Annotated in this window: 11 protein-coding genes and 1 CRISPR repeat array (1 of these 12 running past the window's edge); of the genes, 3 read left to right on the forward strand and 8 right to left on the reverse strand. The window is 36.5% G+C overall.

The window, feature by feature from the left end; translation table 11 throughout:
* Window positions 1-36: 36 nt before the first annotated feature.
* From IAR63_RS05045 to IAR63_RS05055, 3 genes are all read right to left on the reverse strand, one after another.
* Entirely contained in the window at window positions 37-885 is an 849-nt protein-coding gene (locus IAR63_RS05045) for a hypothetical protein (RefSeq protein ID WP_235678356.1), read from the reverse strand.
* Window positions 863-5,254 (reverse strand): AAA domain-containing protein, encoded by a 4,392-nt coding sequence (locus IAR63_RS05050; RefSeq protein ID WP_187706819.1) that lies wholly within the window; start codon window positions 5,252-5,254, stop codon window positions 863-865. The genes IAR63_RS05045 and IAR63_RS05050 overlap by 23 nt, the downstream gene beginning before the upstream one ends.
* A gap of 244 nt (window positions 5,255-5,498) precedes the next feature.
* The gene (locus tag IAR63_RS05055) at window positions 5,499-6,959 is read right to left on the reverse strand and encodes an S-layer homology domain-containing protein (protein ID WP_235678357.1); all 1,461 of its coding nucleotides are present in this window, start codon (window positions 6,957-6,959) and stop codon (window positions 5,499-5,501) included.
* 165 nt (window positions 6,960-7,124) lie between these two features.
* Between IAR63_RS05055 and IAR63_RS05060 the strand changes: the two genes are divergently transcribed.
* Together IAR63_RS05060 and uvrA are read left to right on the forward strand one after the other, a co-directional pair.
* Window positions 7,125-8,012 (forward strand): alpha/beta fold hydrolase, encoded by an 888-nt coding sequence (locus IAR63_RS05060; RefSeq protein ID WP_187706820.1) that lies wholly within the window; start codon window positions 7,125-7,127, stop codon window positions 8,010-8,012.
* A gap of 90 nt (window positions 8,013-8,102) precedes the next feature.
* Complete coding sequence (uvrA, locus tag IAR63_RS05065) at window positions 8,103-10,982, forward strand: excinuclease ABC subunit UvrA (protein WP_187706821.1); 2,880 nt, start codon at window positions 8,103-8,105, stop codon at window positions 10,980-10,982.
* A 163-nt stretch (window positions 10,983-11,145) separates the two neighbouring features.
* Here uvrA and cas2 read toward each other — a convergent pair whose 3' ends face one another.
* From cas2 to cas6, 4 genes are read right to left on the reverse strand one after another with little or no spacing between them, the layout of a single operon-like run.
* On the reverse strand, window positions 11,146-11,430 hold the full coding sequence (gene cas2, locus IAR63_RS05070; protein WP_006278534.1) for a CRISPR-associated endonuclease Cas2: 285 nt from the start codon (window positions 11,428-11,430) through the stop codon (window positions 11,146-11,148).
* A gap of 1 nt (window position 11,431) precedes the next feature.
* A complete protein-coding gene (gene cas1 / locus IAR63_RS05075; protein WP_006278535.1) occupies window positions 11,432-12,436 on the reverse strand; it encodes a CRISPR-associated endonuclease Cas1 in 1,005 nt (334 codons plus the stop codon).
* Window positions 12,437-12,488: 52 nt separating this feature from the next.
* On the reverse strand, window positions 12,489-13,085 hold the full coding sequence (gene cas4 / locus IAR63_RS05080; protein ID WP_057177009.1) for a CRISPR-associated protein Cas4: 597 nt from the start codon (window positions 13,083-13,085) through the stop codon (window positions 12,489-12,491).
* A 2-nt stretch (window positions 13,086-13,087) separates the two neighbouring features.
* The gene (cas6, locus tag IAR63_RS05085; protein WP_187706822.1) at window positions 13,088-13,936 is read right to left on the reverse strand and encodes a CRISPR-associated endoribonuclease Cas6; all 849 of its coding nucleotides are present in this window, start codon (window positions 13,934-13,936) and stop codon (window positions 13,088-13,090) included.
* A gap of 210 nt (window positions 13,937-14,146) precedes the next feature.
* Between cas6 and IAR63_RS05090 the strand changes: the two genes are divergently transcribed.
* Window positions 14,147-14,986: a helix-turn-helix transcriptional regulator gene (locus tag IAR63_RS05090; protein ID WP_187706823.1), complete on the forward strand. Its 840-nt coding sequence runs from the start codon at window positions 14,147-14,149 to the stop codon at window positions 14,984-14,986.
* A gap of 144 nt (window positions 14,987-15,130) precedes the next feature.
* Here IAR63_RS05090 and cas3 read toward each other — a convergent pair whose 3' ends face one another.
* Window positions 15,131-17,533, reverse strand: coding sequence for a type I-D CRISPR-associated helicase Cas3' (gene cas3, locus IAR63_RS05095; protein WP_187706824.1), 2,403 nt, complete (start codon window positions 17,531-17,533; stop codon window positions 15,131-15,133).
* 186 nt (window positions 17,534-17,719) lie between these two features.
* Window positions 17,720-20,121: direct repeats of the CRISPR family, unit length 37 nt; unit sequence GTTTCAATCTCCTATGGAGATAAGTCTAAATTTGAAC; it runs 878 nt beyond the window's last position.

Genomic DNA, 20,121 nt, shown 5'->3' on the forward strand with positions numbered 1-20,121 from the left:
TTTGCTCCTTGGCTCTTCTAATTTAAATAAATTGTATCAAACTTGACGATTTTTGTCATCCAAGAGAAAGTTAATCGTTTCTTGAGGTAAATCACATAATTCTGACAGAGAAATTCTACCTTCATCTAAAAAATAGCCAACCCTAGTGGATGCTGCTGGCAAAATTCGCTTACCACTACGAATCTGTATCTGAAACTTATGCTCTGTAACGTCAAACATCACAAACAGTGATACTAACTTCCAAATCATTTGAGTTGGTGGTAATATTCTAAAACCCGTGACTATTTTCCCCATCTCTGGTAAATGAAATGACAAATGGGAATTTTGAATAATTTCTTGTATGTCTGTTAAGGTTAATGCAGAAATGTCCAAATTGCCATCTTGCAAGTTGAGCAACAAGGACAAGTCTGGTAAATGCCTGGGCACGTCATGATTAAAAGCTTCCGTCGTCAGAGTAAATTTACCCTCTAGGATATCTGTATTAGCGTAAATGTGTACATCATAAGCTGGTTGAGGAACAGTTCCTTTTTCATAGAATAATCTACCTTCCTGAGTAACCGTGATTGGGGTTTGAAATGCCAAAGTTTGTAGTGATTGAAGAATAGAAATTGTACTGTGGACGAATACAGGATCTAGAGCCAAAATTGCTGCCAACTCATCTGGTGTTGGTGCGGGTTTAAATTCTATTGCTGCACGAATAATAAACTCCTCTAAAACATTAAATGGGCGAGATTCCTTAATGGTTAAATCTAGGGAATTTTGATACAAACTATAGCGAAATTGACGAGCAGCAAAAACCGACAAATTGGGATTTTTAATTTCAATTTCGCCGACCATGGTTTTCAGATAGGGATCAATATTTTTATTCAAAGAAGCGGGAAACATCAAAAAAACCTCCATGACGACGAACAATATTTGAGACCTGTGAATACATACCACCAACTACACCGAGATTTTTGGTAAATAAATCATGACATCCAACAATTATTAGTAATTCCTGAGCGCGAGAAAAAGCGACGTTAACCCGTTCTGGTTTTTTGGCAAAGCCCACATCTCCTCGCTCATTATTTCTTACCATACTCACAATAACCACGGGTCTTTCCATCCCTTGAAACCTATCTACCGTTCCGGTTCTGATATGTAATGAAGGAAAAAGTTCTGGAGTTAGACGCTCTTCAATTTTTCGTAACTGAGCTCCATAAAATGTGATTACGGCTATTTCCTTCTTGGGTTTTCCATTGGCTATCTTTTCCCACCAATTATCTTCAAATTGTTGACAGATTTTTTGGATCACGTCTATTTCCGCCATATTAAAAAAAGATGTGCCTAGCTGTTGTTCTTGAAACTTCTTTTCTTTGGGCATTTTTACCCAAATTAAATGGTCTTTTGGTCGCAGTAGAGTTCCTGCTAAGTTGTGGGCCCGTTTGATATCAGCTTCTAAGATACCACATTCCAATTTCCCATGATAAAACTGATTAATTGCTCCCATAATAGTAGGGTGCATTCGATATTGGGTATTTAGCATTTGCTTAATGCTATCATCTGCTTTTTCAAACTGGAATTTAAATAAGGATTCCTCCAGAAATCTAATTTCTTCTCTGGAGTTTTCCATTGTTTGAGCAACTTCCTCAACCGTATTGCTATCAATCATGGGTGGTAGTTGGCGATGGTCTCCCACCATAACTAATTTTTTCGCTTTTAATGCGGGAATAAGTAATTCCGGTGGTGTGCATTTACTCACCTCATCAATAATCACAACATCAAAATATTTGAACTCTTCTGAGAAGTTGTAATTTGCAGCTTGCACGCAAGTAATACCAACAACGTTGGCATTATCCAAATAAATTTGTCGTAAATCGTTGCTGTCTCTCTCAGAGGGTTGACGCAGTTTGGCTACCCAATCTTGGATAAATTGTTGATATTTACCTAGATAATTTTGTTGAGTTTCTAGTTCCTGGTACCAAATATCAAATCTTGTTTTTATCTGATCTAGAAAATCTAAATTTAATAAATCTGTTTCTGGAGTTTTGGGTTTTAGTTTATCTGGTAGATCTTGTAAATGAATATCCCACCACTTTATTTCTTTGATTAAATCGTGGGGTATATCAGTTGCTAATTTTGTGGCTATTTCTTTTAATTGGTCTTTTACTTTCTCTAGTTTACGCCATGATATTTCACAGTTTTGGGTAATTTTGATTAATTCTTCTGGCAATCCTTCTTGAATTTTGGCTAATAGGTCTACAGGATTTAATCCCGACTGCAAATTGTCTAGATTGGTGATGGAATTTTCCCACAGGTTAACCTGCTGGGTAAATTCTGGCTCCCTTTCCCAAATAGTTGCTGGTTTGGCTAGACATTCTTGGGTAATATTTTTTAATTTCGGGGGCAAATTTTTCTGCTTATATAGTTGTTTTAAAATTACCACAACTTGTTCTAGCTGATTTTTTACATTCTCCTTAGATTTATCTACCATAGCTTGAGCTTTGGCAAGTTGTTCCGAATTAACTTTCTGCTGGTCTATAATTTCCCGTGATTCTTCTTTGGGCAAGTTATTTCTTAAATTATCTAAATTATTTAAATTATTTATTTGTGCCTCCGTTTCTTTTTTTAGTTTGAGAATGCATTGCCGGGAATTGGTCAGAACCACATCTATTAATTCTTGAGTAATATAATTATAATGGGCTGTAGCTTGAGAGCTATTGGATTTGTCCCTACTGTAGGTCTGTTCTAGTTCTAATAACCAGGATTGAGTGTTTTCAACTAGAATTTGCCTTTGTTTGTTACCCAAAAATTGATACTTCTTAAACTGTTGATAGATCCCTTGCCATTTTTGGCGATCGCCTTTTTGTAAAAGCAGGAAGTGTTGACTAAAATGTTGTTGTATAAACTCACTAAAATAATACTGTTTTCCCTTGACATTAGAGCATTTAGCAGTAATTTCATAGGACATGGCTTTGATTAAAGCTTGCCATTCTGGTTGTTTTATTTGACAATTTTTAGGGAGTATTGGCAACTGCAACTGATGGGCAAACATTAATAGTCCTAAAGGTAGATTGAGCATTTCTTCGGTCAGCAATAGATCAGAGGTTTGTCCATTAACCACCAAGTCATAAATATGGGCGGGAGCATTCTTTTTCCATTCTTGAATAGCATCAATAATATAGTTAATCTCTCGCTGACGATTCTCCCAGTTTTTGATGCTTGTTTGTGCAGTTTTCCCCAGATTGTGATCCCGGTGGGGTAATTGCTTTTGTAATTGTTGTAAAGTTCCAGAATGCTTATGAAAAACCTTGACCATTTTCACCAAGTCGGCCATAGCCATGGTCCCATCATAAGCATAACTAAATGTGGCTTGGAATCCGTCAATTTCCTTAGCTATATTTTCCTGTAACCATAGAGATAAGCTAAACATATCATCTTCAGGACAACTAATTCCTAACTGCTCCATATAATTTTTAGCTTGAGCCACTTTTTTTTGGAAACTTTTTGATAGATTACTGGATAGATTATTTTCCACCCCATGGATTCTTATTCGTGATAATGTTTTCCTGAGTTCCAAATTATGACTACTAATATTTTTAGTCCTCTTGGGTTGATTGAGAATATTCTCTAAATCAACTATTAGGGATTCCATATCCTGTTTATCCTGAATTAATTGGCTGTACACCCTTTCTTCTTCTTCCCAAATACTCTCTAGCGTGCTTTTTTCTGTTTTTAATTTTTGCTGTTGGTGGTTAAACTGCTTTATTGAATTGTAATACTCCCTGAACCGTTCATAATTTCTCAGTAACCCCTGAAGAACCTGGATATTTTCCCAACGCTGATAAAGATTATTTTCACAGTCATGGGCAGTATTTTCTAGCCATCTTCCAATTACTTGGTCTTCCAGAAATGGTTGTCCTTCCTCTCCTACCTTTTCCGCTTTTCCCTTTCTCACCGCACGAATAGCTGGACTATGTACTAGCCGACTTAACGCGTTGTCAACTGCCAAATTAGCTTGGGAGGTAATTAAGGTACGACCACCACGCAAAGCTACTTGATAGCAAATTTCCGCTATCACCGTGGTTTTACCAGTTCCGGGAGGACCCTGAATCAGGACTAAATCCTCAGCAGAAAGCACCTTTTCCACGGAAGCTTTTTGTCCAGGATTGGCCGCAGGTAATAATAAATCCTGAGATTGGAGCTTGATGGTTTTTTCAATTGGTCTTGCTTGGGAAGCATCAAACAGAAAATCTCCTAGATAGGGATTTTGAGTACGACCTTGTTTTAACTGCTCTAATGCCTTTTCTTTACGTTGAATCTGTTTAATATCACCAGCAGCATCAAAAAACAAGTATCCCTTGGTTGGCAATTGATAATTTTCAGTTGCCATGTACTCTATCAGATCTTGTTCTAGTCTGATATGAATAATGTTCCTGTCTGAGTCTATCTTTTCAATTGTTCCCAATTGACGACTGGTGCGACGGATTTTTTCTGTAGGTATAACATCAGAAAATTTAATCTCCTGGTTTTTTGCTTGTTTTACCCTTTCCCAAAAGTTATCTTCATCTATATAGTTCTCTTCATCTCCATCAAGAGTGGCTGAGTTAATATTAATTTTTAAGGCAATTTCTCTTTGCTTTAAATCATAGTGGGAATTTACAAAATTGACACAAAATTGTCTAGCTTTGGCTACTCGCTCTTCTACTTTTAAGAATGCTTTCCATGCCCGCAATTGCTCTTCCGTGGGAACATGATTTCCACATATTGGCATTTTGACTATTTGTGCTAAAGTCTTAGGGGGAATATGTACCGGTTCATATTGATTAGGAACTAATTGTAAGTTTAATGGAAAAGCATAAGCGTCTTTTTTACCTCTTGCAATTGGTAATAAATAAGTAGAGAGAATTTTTAAACCACCATTACCATTTTTTTGCAGTGCTGCTCTTAAACCTAAAGTCTTGTCAAGTTCCTTTAATCTTTTTGGCAGTGTAAATTCCCCCTCATCTGTAGCTATGGTCAAATCTAGAATTTCTTCTTCTGTATCCCTCACATTGCCTTGGCGACGAATATAAAATAGGCATTTTTGTTTCCCCACACATTCAAAAATTAGTTCGTTAGCTCGGTCTTTTTTTTCTCTAAAGTTTGAATATGATTTAACTCTTTCTTGCCCTTCAAAACTACGAATTAACCCATCTATTGTGCAATTTAATAGGCTATATCCCCAGATTTGTGATTGATTGATCTGCGACTGATTTTTGACTGAGTTTGTCATGGATGTTCCTGATTCTTAATTTCTCTCACAAGTCACTGTTAGTGATTTCTTGTATGAGATGTTAGTTTTGGGATGTTGGTTTTTTCTAAGGATGATTTTAGGTGATTTTAATTTTCTAAGTCTTTACCCATAGACAATACCAACATTCCTTAAAGATAGTCCAACTAGTATATCATCTTATTCAGGTTTTGATTGAGGTTTCCACTCTGGAATTATTATGATTGGGTCCAATTATTTGCATTCCTCACTTGATATTGGATCTAACTGTGTATACAGATGAAAAATCAGGCACATTCCCTTGGCTAACCATTGCTCTGTATAATAAAGCGCAAACCTCTGCCCTAGTCACTAGTTTTCTGGTGTTTAATAATCTTATGTTTGGGTAATTGACAACCACACTGTTTTTTGTAAGAGCAGCAATCAGCCCCCGGTGTTGACTCCTAATTGTAGAAGCGTCTTGGTAAATAGATAATATATCTTTTGTTGAACCGGTGAATTTATAATTCAAGGCTTTTGCTATGGTAGTTAAAACGTCTAAACGGGTGAGTTTTTGGTCAGGACGAAATTTTCTGTTCGCACTAGGGGTCAGAATACCCATCTGATAAGTTTCCTGGATGGCATTGTAGGCCCAGTGGTTTTTGGGAATGTCTCCAAATGTGATCTTTCCTCCCATTTTAGCTTTAGAAAAGATTTTTGGCAATAGGGTAGCTAGTTGGGCCCGGGTGATGGGAGCATGGGGGCGAAATGTGCCATCAGGATAACCGTCAATGACTTCCATGGCGGCTAATTCCTCAATATAGTCTTTGGCCCAGTAATTTTGGGGAAGATCGGAAAATCGTACCCGAATTCCCTTGGCAACTCCCACCTCTCTATATTTAGCCAATAAGTTATTCAGCTGGTATGCACTTTCACTCAGTTGGGTTAGTTGTACTAGGCTACCTGGAGGAGATAGTAGAGCTTTGGCTAGTTGGGAATCATTAATGCTAATGGTTTTACTAACTAGGGCAAATTGTCCCTCGGTAAAGCTCCTAGGATACGTACTTGGTTGGGCAACTTTTGCAAATCCTGCAGCTTGATAGGGGTTAAGATCAATCTCTGGCGGACTACTGAGGAAGGTAACCTTTTGGTTCCTGATTGCCGTGAAGTAGTCGTAGCTCATGGTTGTATCTGGATCAACGATCCCATCTTCATCACTATCAACTCCGTAAAAAACTCTTACTAGGGGATTTGGTGGGGAATTCGCTGGTAAAATGAGGTTGACTGTGGTGTGGTTGGGTAAACAAGCAAATTCCGTATAACCAATCAGTTGGTTTTGTGTATCATATAATCTAACCACAATGCGATCACCCCATTTAAACCCATTTTCAAATTTAGCTTTTTGCTTAATTTTATATTGATAATCTCCCAAAAATCTTTCTTGGAGATATTTCTCTCCATATTTGGCTTTCAGGGATATACGAGCAATAACTGGAGAAATTGTGCCGTTAGGTTGCCAAATATAAAGTGTAAATCCGGATTTTTTCCCCCGCACTGGTTGAGGTGTGGGAATTTCTATGGGAACCGATTCCTGTGCCAAAAGTTGCCGGTGAGTGGCTGCTGTGGCCAATGACTGAATTGCCCAGTTCTGTATTGGCAACATATTAATTATATTAATTAGGGAGGCAAAAACTAGGCCTTTCAATACCGTTAATTTACTGTTAGTCATTGTTTTTTATTTAACCAAATGATTGATTTTTACACAGCAACTATTCTACCATTGTATTTTCGGATATTGTTCTAACTCCGCCATGATATTTTTTCCACAATGTCAAGAGCATAAGAAGAAGATTACTATAAAGAAACAATTCTTTAGAAATCTTAACCACTTACCATGATCACCACTGAAAATTTACCAAGCATAGAAAAACAAATTTGGACTTGGCGAAACTATAAAATCCAATATACTGTTATGGGTGTGGGTCAACCCCTAGTTCTGGTTCATGGATTCGGAGCTTCTATTGGTCACTGGCGCAAAAACATCCCTATTTTAGCTAAAGCGGGTTATCAGGTTTTTGCCCTGGATTTATTGGGATTTGGAGGTTCTGAAAAAGCAGACATAAAATATAGCATGGAAGTTTGGGTAGAGCTACTAAGGGATTTTTATCACGAACATATCCAGTCACCCGCTATATTTGTTGGTAATTCTATTGGTGCGCTTTTGAGTTTAATGGTTGTCACCCAACATCCGGAAATTGCCAGTGGGGCGGTTTTGATTAATTCTGCTGGGGGTTTAAATCATCGTCCTCGGGAATTAAACCCCATTACTAGATTTTTTATGGCCACTTTTCGTCAATTGGTTACTAATCCCATTACAGGAACTGTTGTTTTTAATCGGGTTCGCACCAAATCTCAAATCCGTCGTACCTTATACCAAGTATATTGCGATCGCAATGCAGTTACTGATGAACTAGTAGATATACTTTATGAACCATCCTGCGATCGCGGTGCTAGGAAAGTTTTTGCTTCCATTGTCACCGCACCTCCAGGACCAGCTCCCATTACCCTACTACCCAAGTTGACACATCCCTTATTAGTTCTTTGGGGTGAAAAGGATCCGTGGATACCCATAACTGGGACCAATATTTATGCAGAAGCGGCTAATAGTGGTAAGGATATTGAAATTGTACCCATTTCCAATGCTGGTCATTGTCCCCATGATGAAGTTCCAGATCTTGTCAATGGGGTAATTATTGACTGGTTAAGAAAGAAAAATCTTTAAGCCCATCTGGTCCCGCTGCTAAAATGCGGGGCTATAACTCTATAATATTAAATTCTTTAATTCTCCATTGTTAATGTGAAGTAGTGTCAAATGCCAAATCCATCAGTAAAAAATTTATTAAGCGATAACCTTCCCCACACTCCAAATCAGGAGAATACCATTCGCATTCGCGGTGCTAGACAGCATAATCTGAAAAATATTGATTTGGACTTACCTCGTGACCAATTAATTGTATTTACTGGCGTCTCTGGATCGGGGAAATCCTCCTTAGCTTTTGATACCATCTTTGCAGAAGGTCAAAGACGTTATGTAGAATCACTAAGTGCCTATGCTCGTCAATTTTTGGGTCAATTAGATAAACCCGATGTAGAATCCATTGAAGGACTAAGCCCTGCTATTTCTATTGATCAAAAATCCACCTCCCATAACCCTCGCTCCACCGTGGGAACAGTTACAGAAATCTATGATTACCTGCGATTGCTTTATGGACGTGCTGGTGAACCCCATTGTCCCCATTGCGATCGCTCTATTTCTCCCCAGACCATTGACCAAATGTGCGATCGCATTTTATCACTTCCTGACCGTACTCGATTTCAAATTTTGGCACCTGTGCTGAGGGGAAAAAAGGGAACCCATCGGAAACTGCTTTCCAGTTTAGCAGCCCAGGGGTTTGTTAGAGCGCGGATCAATGGAGAGATTTTCGAACTTTCAGAGGGTATAGAATTAGATAAAAATATTAGTCATAATATAGAACTGGTAATTGACAGATTAGTTAAAAAAGAAGGTATTCAGGAGCGTCTAGTAGATTCTCTCACCACATGTTTGAAACAGTCCGAGGGAATAGGGATAATTGAACTGATAAAAAACCCTGCAGATGAGGTAGATAAAAATATTTCCTCAGAGGAATTACCATCAGAGATTATCTTTTCAGAGAACTTTGCCTGTCCAGAACATGGGGGGGTAATGGAAGAATTATCCCCCAGATTATTTTCCTTTAACTCTCCCTACGGTGCTTGTTCCCACTGTCATGGAATTGGCACACTAAAAAGATTTTCTCCTGAGTTATTGATACCCGATCATAAAGCACCAATATATGGAGCCATAGCACCTTGGTCAGATAAGGAAAACTCCTATTATTTAGAATTATTGTACGCCTTGGGAGTGCAACATGGATTTCAATTACAAACCCAGTGGGGGGATCTAACTAAAGAGCAGCAAGAAATAGTTTTATATGGAGAGAAGCTAGAAAACACAACGGGAGGGAGAAAACAAAATTTTAGGGGAGTAATTCCCATGTTACAAAGACAATACGAGGGAGGAACGGAACTAATCAAGCAGAGACTAGAAGAATATTTAATCGATCAACCTTGTGAAGTTTGTGACGGAAAAAGACTAAAACCGGAAGCTTTAGCTGTGAAATTAGGTCAATATGGAATTTGGGATTTAACCAGCGTATCAATTAGGGAATTTCAGGAACGAATAGAAAACTTAAAATTAACTGCTCGGCAAATACAAATTGGCGATTTAGTCATTAAAGAAATTAAACAGAGATTGCAATTTTTACTAGATGTAGGTTTAGATTATTTGACCTTAGATCGTCCCGCCATGACCTTGTCAGGTGGAGAAGCACAACGAATTAGACTAGCGACCCAAATTGGTTCCGGTTTAACAGGAGTGCTTTATGTGTTAGATGAACCGAGCATTGGACTCCATCAACGAGATAATGATAGACTGTTAAAAACCCTGATTAAACTGCGAGATTTGGGAAATACCCTAATTGTGGTAGAACATGATGAAGAAACTATCAGAGCAGCAGATCACATAGTTGACATTGGTCCGGGTGCAGGTATTCATGGGGGAAATATTATTGCCCAAGGAACAATTGAAGATGTATTAAAGGCAGAAAATTCCCTAACAGGAGTCTATTTATCCAAAAAAATAGTAATTGATACACCCACAACTAGAAGAGGGGGAAATGGCAAAACTCTGAACATTAAAAATGCCCACCGCAATAACTTAAAAAACATAGATGTGGAAATTCCTTTGGGAAAATTAGTTGCTGTAACCGGAGTTTCCGGTTCAGGAAAATCAACTTTAATTAACGAATTGCTCTATCCTGCACTACAACATCATTTATTAAAAAGAGTACCCTTTCCTCCAGAAATCAGTGGAATAGGAGGATTAAACTGTGTGGATAAGGTCATTGTCATAGATCAGTCACCTATTGGGAGAACACCCAGATCTAACCCAGCTACCTACACAGGAGTATTTGACCTGATTAGAGAAGTGTTTTCCCAAACTATCGAGGCTAAAACTAGGGGATATAAACCTGGACAATTTTCCTTTAACGTCAAGGGAGGTAGGTGTGAAGCTTGCAATGGACAGGGGGTAAATGTTATAGAAATGAATTTTTTACCGGATGTTTATGTTCAATGTGAAGTATGTAAAGGAGCTAGATATAATCGAGAGACCTTACAAGTTAAATATAAAGATAAATCCATCTCTGATGTTTTAAAAATGACCGTTGAGGAAGCACTAGCATTTTGTGAAAACCTCCCCAAAGCAGTCAGCAAATTACAAACATTGGTGGATGTTGGTTTGGGATACATACAGTTGGGACAACCCGCTACCACCCTATCAGGAGGAGAAGCACAACGGGTCAAATTAGCTACGGAGTTATCTCGACGTGCTACGGGTAAAACATTGTATTTAATAGATGAACCCACCACCGGACTATCTTTTTATGATGTTCACAAGTTATTAGATGTGATTCAGAGATTAGTGGATAAGGGAAATTCTATCTTAGTGATTGAACACAACCTGGATGTGATTCGTTGTGCGGATTGGGTTATAGATTTGGGCCCAGAAGGAGGTGATAAAGGGGGAGAGATCATCGGTGTGGGAACTCCAGAACAACTTGCTCAAAATCCCCGCTCCCATACGGGAAGATATTTACAACGGATGTTATAACTAAGCATATCCTTTTGTTGGGTTTCTACAAGATTGGGCGATCTCGCGTAGCCAGTTCTTCCCAATCGCATCACAGGGAGATTATTTGTTCGGTTTTATTCCTCAACCTAACCTACAAAATTGGGCGATCGCACTGAAATTCTTAATTATCCCTGCTCAAACTTTAAATCACAAAAACATCCAGATTACGTGGTGGATCACAACCAATTCTCTCAATGTTATACTGACAACATCTTCCTAATTTGTAAAATAGGATATTATCTTCCTTAGGTTTAATCAATTTATCCAATCTTTGTCGTAACCTTTGATATTGAGTTAACGTTAATCGACATTCAAACAAAGAATACTGTTTCCATTCTCCATAAGATTTAAGGCATTTATGAATTTTATTGCGTCTTTTATCTTCGGAAATGTCATAGCTAATGATATAAAAACTTTCGTCAATCATCTTATCTCACTTTTAAGGGTAAATATTTTTCTATTTCTTGATTTAGATGTTTAGCTAAGAGTCGAGCTTGTAAAATTAAAGCTCGTCGATAGTCCGTTTGAATTTCAAAAACTGAGTGTTGAAATGTAGTATTTTTTCTCTGTTCATAGCTTTGGATAAATTTCTTCATTCCCTGTTCATTTAAGTGAACAGCACCACCAGGATAATTAATAAAAGACTCTTTTTCTAAGGAATTATTTCTTAATAGCTGTAGAACCAATCCATCTACAAAGATAGGTCGAAATTCTTCCATAAGATCTAATGCTAAATTGGCACGTCCATAACGCTCACCATGTAAAAACCCCTGGTATGGATCTAACCCGACTGTATGTAATGCTGCACGACAGTCCCCATATAGTAAAGCATAACCAAATCCTAATAATGCATTAACTGGGTCTGTGGGAGGTCTGCGGGTACGATGGGAAAAACTCCAGGGAGTTCCCGTTAATAATTCTCCTAGAACTCCAAAATAAGATGATGCACCTTGTCCCTCATATCCTCTTAATTCATTTAAAGATGTAGTTTGATCAATAGATTTTTGACAAGCCTTTAATGATTTTAAAGCTGATATGACTTTCTCAGATCTTTCATTTTGTCGAGAAAACCTTGCCAAAATAGTGTGTTGATTAAATAGTTTACCCCTGATAATTTCTCTAGCTATTGCTAGAGTTTTGTGAGTATCAAAACTAGCTTGATATTGCTTAGATCTTAAAATTGCATTCGGATTTGGTTCTGGAAGCAAGGTCGCAACTGTACGACCTTCTTCGGATAAATAGGTAATAGGAATTGATCTTTGATTTAAAATTTTTAAAGCTGGAATAGTAAGAATAACTCTACCATACACTACTACTGATTCTAACTTACACAGTGGGACATCAGTCAGTCTTTTATCATGCTTAAAAATTTCTAATCTTTCATCAATTTGACGAACCAAGGTATCTTGTTCTAACAGGAAGAGAATAGTCATTTTTTTACTCTCGTTATTTTACTGTGACATTATTTTCTTTGAAACTCTTGTTTTATATATCGTGAGCAGCTAATCTAGCTTTTTCCGTTTCCTTTGGTAAACAAATATCATAAAGACTACAACCTTTACACTTTGATTGGTAATTATTAGGAGGACATTTAGTTGTGACTAACATCTCTCTAATTTCCTGAATTATCTGAATAGTTTGCCTTCTTAAATTATCATCCATATCCACAACCAAACGCTGATGGCTGGCTGCATAATACATGAAAGCTTTGGGAATACTAATATTAAGCATTTCTTCTAGTGCCAAGGTTTGAGCACATAGTTGAAGATGATCATTTTGCCACTTAGCACTATAACCTACTTTATATTCCACAGGATAAATTTCATCCCCAGACTGTTCCACTAAATCTGCTTTACCAATCAATCCCAATTTGTATGAATAAAGAGGCAAAGAGCGCCATTGTTTCAAATTCGTTTCACTGGTAAATTCTCCACTATCTACCCTCTCATGCTGACGAGTTCCCGCTATGGTAAATTCATTATCTTGCCATTCACCTGTTACGTAAATATACCAGCAACATCTTGGACAATAATTATAGTTGTTGATAGCCGCAATTGGTACTAAAGATTGCTCATCATTCATAATTAGATATTAGGATTTTCATTCGAGTTTGTGGGTTGATTATTATCTTTGGAAAAGTCTAAAGACTTGCTAGTTATATTGGTTTGTCCCATACCAATTGTGGTTTTATATCCAGTCCCGCAGTAAAATGCAAAATGACTCAGAATATTAGCTGTTTTTTTGATATTGTCATCACCATGAATTTCATAACTTGCTTTTCCCTTAAATCCTTTTTGTTTAAAGTTGCCGAAGTAAACCGTAGTAGTTTGTAAGTTATAACTACTTATTTGAGAGGAAGTGAACCAATCATCAGGAGTTAACTCTTGTGGTAGTGGTATAGGTGATATTTTCAACCATCTTTTTTGCCATGAATAAAATATGGTTTCGGGAATTGGAAATAAAGAATTACGGTGTTGTTGCTTAATGGCCGTGGGTGAGTGCCATTGCAAGTTAATAAATTCTTGTGGTGGACTTTCTACTAGTTCTTCCCAGCTTTGGTATCTAACCCAAATGTTATTAGTTTCAGGGGAAACTTGCACATTATAAATAGAGATTGTGGTATTACCTAATCTTAGTTCCTGTTGATCAATTTCGGCTAGTATACATAATAGTTCACTAATCTTCTGATCATCTAGTAGTGTTAATCGGACATGACACAGTTGTCCTTCCTCAATTTCATGTTCTTTTCCCTTAGTTCGCAAAGGAGATAGAGTGAATAATTTATAATCATACTGTTTATGTATGTACTCTGCATATTCTGGACTAATGCGATTAAATAGATTAAAAACTAATGCGTGCAACCACTTACCCCCACTAGCAGAGCGAGTAAGTTGGGAATGAGGGAAAAAATGGATTAACATACTAACTGGCATTTTCTTTGTGATTTTACTGACTAATTTTACCTGTGGATAATTTGGATAATTACTGGTGCTATAGTTAAAACTGTATAACAACAACTGTAGTAAATTTGATGACAGATGACTAAACGGAAAAGTTCTCACTGCGCAACGGAGAGGATGTTATTCCTACTCCGCTATCTCTCAGAAGGACCTCATTCTATACATGAGTTAACAGAACGGCTTATGAACGATCAAGGATACCAGTACAATCGTGTTACTATACAAAATGACTTAAGCCGATTAAAAGAGTGGGGATTTTGTTTGGAGGTAGAGAAGAAAAAACGAGTTTTGAGATCTCCTGCTTTTCCCTTTAATTTACCTGAAATTACATTAAATTCTGTAAGACTTGCTTTTAAACTATTGGACGATATTGGTTTAAAAGCTTATGCTGCTTCTTTGTCCCAAATAACAAAGATTATTCCCGATTCTCAGCAGAAACTACTACAAAAAAGCACCGCATTTAATGTAATACCTCAAAATTTGATTAATTTATCAGATCACTATTCTAATATTCAAACACTAGAATATGCGATTTCTCATCGTCAAGAAGTTGAGTTTGAATATTCAAGTAAAAAATCAACTCAAGGTGAGGTTTTTTTACGTCAAGTTGAACCAATAAGTTTAGATTGGAGAGAAGGTAAATTATACCTATTAGCTTATAATTATAAAGTACACAAAAATCAAGAAATAGATTTTCGTGTTGATAGAATTTTGGGTAAGGTCAAAGTCTTACCTATCAAATTTGCCCCTAGAATTCCTATGACCCACCCTATTTCGTTTCGCATTTGGGGAAATGTTGCTAAACAATATCAACCAAGTTTTTATCGTGAAGATTCACCAATTAAAGATCCCTGTATTTATCATGAAGATGCTCTATTAATCCACGCTGAAGTTACAGATTATTTCTGGGCTAAACAGCGGTTACTAAAATATTTACCTTTTGTGCAAGTTACTAGGCCAGATTCTTTGGTTGAGGAATTTAAACAAATTACAGAGGAAATGGTAAAATTATATTTGCACTGAAGTATGAATTATTTAGAGTAGTTAACATTGATAGGTAAGAACGTAGATTGGGTTGAAGTATGAAACCCAACACCACGGGTCTCGTTACTCGACCCATCCTACAAATAATTGTGCCTCCCTACTTATGACCAGTGAACAAACTGATCAAGAGATGATAATTGAATGGTCGTGATTGGGGGAATTAATACTTTCCATCAGAAAAGCGTTTAGGTCAAAGGACAAATGATACTTAGCTTTATGATGCTGAACTTCACCCGATTTAAATTCTATGACTTCAAATAATGGAGGTAAATGTTTTTGTTGAGTGATATTAAAAGCTGATCCAGAGTTAATATAGATAATCGCATCTCTTTTTTTTAAAACTTCATTAAGTAATGATAGATTCGTAAAATCTTCAATCTTAGTAGTTTCAATTGATAATCCTGTAACCCTTTTAACTTTTCCTAGAGGTAACTTAGATATTTTTCTTTTGACAATTTCTTGTTTTTCCTTATCATATTGATAATAGAAAAATTGACTTTGGTGAGTAAAATGCCATTTTCGTGGCTCGGTTAAATCATCATAAACCATGGCATAAATCATCGGTTCACTTTGATAAATTTGCTTGCAATATTTATCAAATCCTGGATGATTCGAGTATGTTTCTAACTTATTTAAAAATGTTTGTTTATTAACAAACTGGCATTTAGTGCGTCGCAATAGATAAGTCAAGGAATAACTATGAAATGGGAAAGAATTTTCTTCTTGAGATTTTAGAGAGTCAAAATAAGGTATTTCTAAGTCAATTAATGGTTGGAGAACTTTGCTTTGTTTATCAAAGTTCATCATGCGATAGATATTATTTTCCAATATACCACCTCCATTACGAAAGCCCAAAATCCCGGTAATAGTCCCATTACCAACCATTTTTTTTAAGTTTTTGCCGATATTCTCTCGATTATAACCTGGATATAGTCGGATAATTAATTCACTTAATTGCTCTCTGGTAATTTTTCTTTCTGCAGTTTCTTCTATCCTTCCTGTATGGGGGTTTTTCCCATATTCATAACATTTTAGATAGATTTGACAGGTATACTCTGCTTCTATAGGTGAGTAAATACTAAGATAATTACTAAATCTTTCAGGTTCAAACCAGTGGAATGCTTGTTTAATTTGTTGGGTAAATGTATCACGTTCCATTTCGTGGGAAAGCAGTGGATACTCTTGGAAATAGTTAAAAACCTCTGTCGGTACTATAGCTATAACTTGGTTATTAGCAGAATCGCGTCCATTCCTACCAATTCTCCCTAATCTCTGTAAAAACTGAGAGCTTGTTCTCCCCTCAAATAATAGTAAATCCTTGAAGTATTCATCTGTGAAATCTATTCCCACCTCGATCCCACTTGTTCCTGTCGTATGAACTTTTGTGAGAGCATCTTTTTTTTCCTGTGGTTGCACTAAACCATGAGCTTCTCCTACGTTTTCGTGTCCAAACATTTGACTTAGTGCTTGTTTTAATTTTCTAGCTGTACCCACAGAATCCATGACATATAAACAACGATGCTGGTTATTATCCAATAGTAGTTTTTTAATATCTGGTAACAATTCAAGGGCTTTGTTTTCCCCTTCCCATGCTCTTAGATTTCCTGGTACAAGAGTTAAGTTAATTTCTTCCATTACTGGGCGTCCTTCTTTTTCTCCCGGTTGTTCAATATTTAGTGCAGTGATGCCAAATTTTTCCAGATAGTGTAATTGTTGTCCAAACCCTTCTTTTGGATTTAAAGGTGTGGCAGATGAAAAAATGAAGTTATGAGGAATTTTATTTTCTATTTTATTAAAAAGCTGAGTTGCAAGTCCTACGAACCATACGGTAGAAGCCTGTTGTTTGATATTATATAAATGAAACTCATCAAAAATAATGGTTTTAAAATCTCTGATTAAAATGGAAAAAGCTGTGATATTTCTACCTGTATTTTCTTTACTATTAGCATAAAGATGATGACAAATTAGGTATAGTATATCCGGATTCGTTAAAACTATTTTTCCTCTACCCAAAATATACTCAATGAGTTTAATATTTCTTTCTCCTGCTTCTCTCTCTTCTCTGAGGAATTCACCATCAACTATTAATAAATCACCATCAATACCTATTGTTGGCTCTCTCCCATGAATTTGTTTGAATAGTTTAGTAATAGCTCTTTTTTGATCGTGTAGTAATTCATTGGTGGGATAGACTCCCAATACTTTGGTTCCCGAGGATGTATTTAAACAGTGTTCCACAGAGTAGGCATAGTTAGCTAATGTTTTGCCACCGCCTGTAATAGCTGAATTAATAATACAAAGACTATTATGGGTGTCTGAAGGCTGAAATTTATTAATGTCACATCTCTCAACTAACTCGCAGTTATTGCACCATTGCGATGCTGTTTTATAATTTTGATTCCTAGCTATGGCACAATATGTTTGTATTTGATGTTGATAGGGTGATATGTTGTTTCCCAGTTCCGGAAATGGAACTGATGTTCTTAGCTTGGTTTGATAATATACGGGTTTAATTTTTAATTTCATTTCTTTATCTCATTGCTAATTCATTAACAATTTTACTATTATTCTTCAATCTCTGGAAATAATAAGAAACTTGAAATTATTCCGACTTAAAGTGATTAGTCTTGCTTGTTTAGTATTTGAACCTCACATTCATATCTATTTGAGTTTGATTGCAGTAGCACAAGATACCTCGTTTAAAAGGAAAAAGTTTCAATCTCCTATGGAGATAAGTCTAAATTTGAACAGATTAAGTAAAGCCATTAAAAGATACTTTCTAGCGGTTTCAATCTCCTATGGAGATAAGTCTAAATTTGAACGGGAACGGCACATAATGCCTGGTTTTGTGGTAAAAACACAGGTTTCAATCTCCTATGGAGATAAGTCTAAATTTGAACAAGTTCAACTCGGTATCGAGTTTCTTCTTGAAGCTTGTTTCAATCTCCTATGGAGATAAGTCTAAATTTGAACGCACTGATTATGAAGTCCTAATGGTTTTAGAGCTATTAGTTTCAATCTCCTATGGAGATAAGTCTAAATTTGAACGTACAAATCAAGAAACACTATACTAGACCTGTAGTTTCAATCTCCTATGGAGATAAGTCTAAATTTGAACGGGGATTTAGACAAAACACTAGCGGAAAATAAAAGATGTTTCAATCTCCTATGGAGATAAGTCTAAATTTGAACCAATTACAGCAGCATCGGGAAGTAATCTTTTAACCCAAGTTTCAATCTCCTATGGAGATAAGTCTAAATTTGAACGCTGACGTTACAGACTGTTCCTGTTCCCTTTCAACAGTTTCAATCTCCTATGGAGATAAGTCTAAATTTGAACATATATGGTAACTTGGAAATTTTTAATTTCCAGGACTCTGTTTCAATCTCCTATGGAGATAAGTCTAAATTTGAACAAACTAGTTTTATAAGTGGTATCCGTTCCTAGTACCAGTTTCAATCTCCTATGGAGATAAGTCTAAATTTGAACGTATTAGCGGATTTATCTTCTGCTAGTAGTATATTAAGTTTCAATCTCCTATGGAGATAAGTCTAAATTTGAACCTCCAAGGGATGGTTGATTGACCGTGACATGATTTTTGTTTCAATCTCCTATGGAGATAAGTCTAAATTTGAACTTATGCTTTCCATCCATTTCCACCCATTGGAACGAGTTTCAATCTCCTATGGAGATAAGTCTAAATTTGAACCTTTATCATCATCGGATTGGGCTTTGGTGCAGGATTTATCCGTTTCAATCTCCTATGGAGATAAGTCTAAATTTGAACATTTGGGAAATATTTTAAGAATAGCTAGAAGTCTGTTGTTTCAATCTCCTATGGAGATAAGTCTAAATTTGAACATCCTGAATACCTTGAGCTTGGATACTTTGTGGTTCAGGAGGTTTCAATCTCCTATGGAGATAAGTCTAAATTTGAACAAAATTTTCTGGTTTAAGTTAGTAGTGTAAATTGAATTGTTTCAATCTCCTATGGAGATAAGTCTAAATTTGAACTCTACTGGACCTTCCACTTCCCCTTCAGATACAGCTCCTAAGTTTCAATCTCCTATGGAGATAAGTCTAAATTTGAACCATGGAATACTTCTTATGCAGCTTTCGTTCATGGTTTCAATCTCCTATGGAGATAAGTCTAAATTTGAACTCCAGTAGACTTCCAGCTATTTTAGAAATATTTCCCCAGTTTCAATCTCCTATGGAGATAAGTCTAAATTTGAACCTGCCATTAATTGCAACCGCTAAATTTAAGCTACGTTTCAATCTCCTATGGAGATAAGTCTAAATTTGAACAGGAAGTAAATCCAGGTTTTCTGGAAAAACAGCTCACGTTTCAATCTCCTATGGAGATAAGTCTAAATTTGAACGTGGATGACTTTACCGGTTTAGGGTTTATCCCCAGTTTCAATCTCCTATGGAGATAAGTCTAAATTTGAACAAAATTATTTTTTGGCTAGATTAATCAATACCATAGTTTCAATCTCCTATGGAGATAAGTCTAAATTTGAACCAACTATGTTGTTGGTATCTGGAGATATTTTTTTCAACGTTTCAATCTCCTATGGAGATAAGTCTAAATTTGAACTGGTTGCTCCCCTGATTCTCTGTTCCCTTTCAACGTTTCAATCTCCTATGGAGATAAGTCTAAATTTGAACGCTAGACTTAATTAGCATCTTAAACCGTAACCTACTGTTTCAATCTCCTATGGAGATAAGTCTAAATTTGAACCTTATTTGAACGGCGTGCATATAGCTGAGTCAACCGGTTTCAATCTCCTATGGAGATAAGTCTAAATTTGAACAAACTTCGTATATAAGCGAATTGCAGATGTCTGTTACAGTTTCAATCTCCTATGGAGATAAGTCTAAATTTGAACGTATAACCACAGCAATGACATTTCTGGGATGAATATTGTTTCAATCTCCTATGGAGATAAGTCTAAATTTGAACCAAGTGGGATATCTGGCGGGTAGAACCCAGGGTGGTTTCAATCTCCTATGGAGATAAGTCTAAATTTGAACGGCTTACAGCCCCGAAGCTAGAGCTAGAAAGGTATGTTTCAATCTCCTATGGAGATAAGTCTAAATTTGAACAGAG

The organism is Cylindrospermopsis curvispora GIHE-G1, from assembly GCF_014489415.1.
Taxonomy (GTDB): Bacteria; Cyanobacteriota; Cyanobacteriia; order Cyanobacteriales; family Nostocaceae; genus Raphidiopsis; species Raphidiopsis curvispora_A.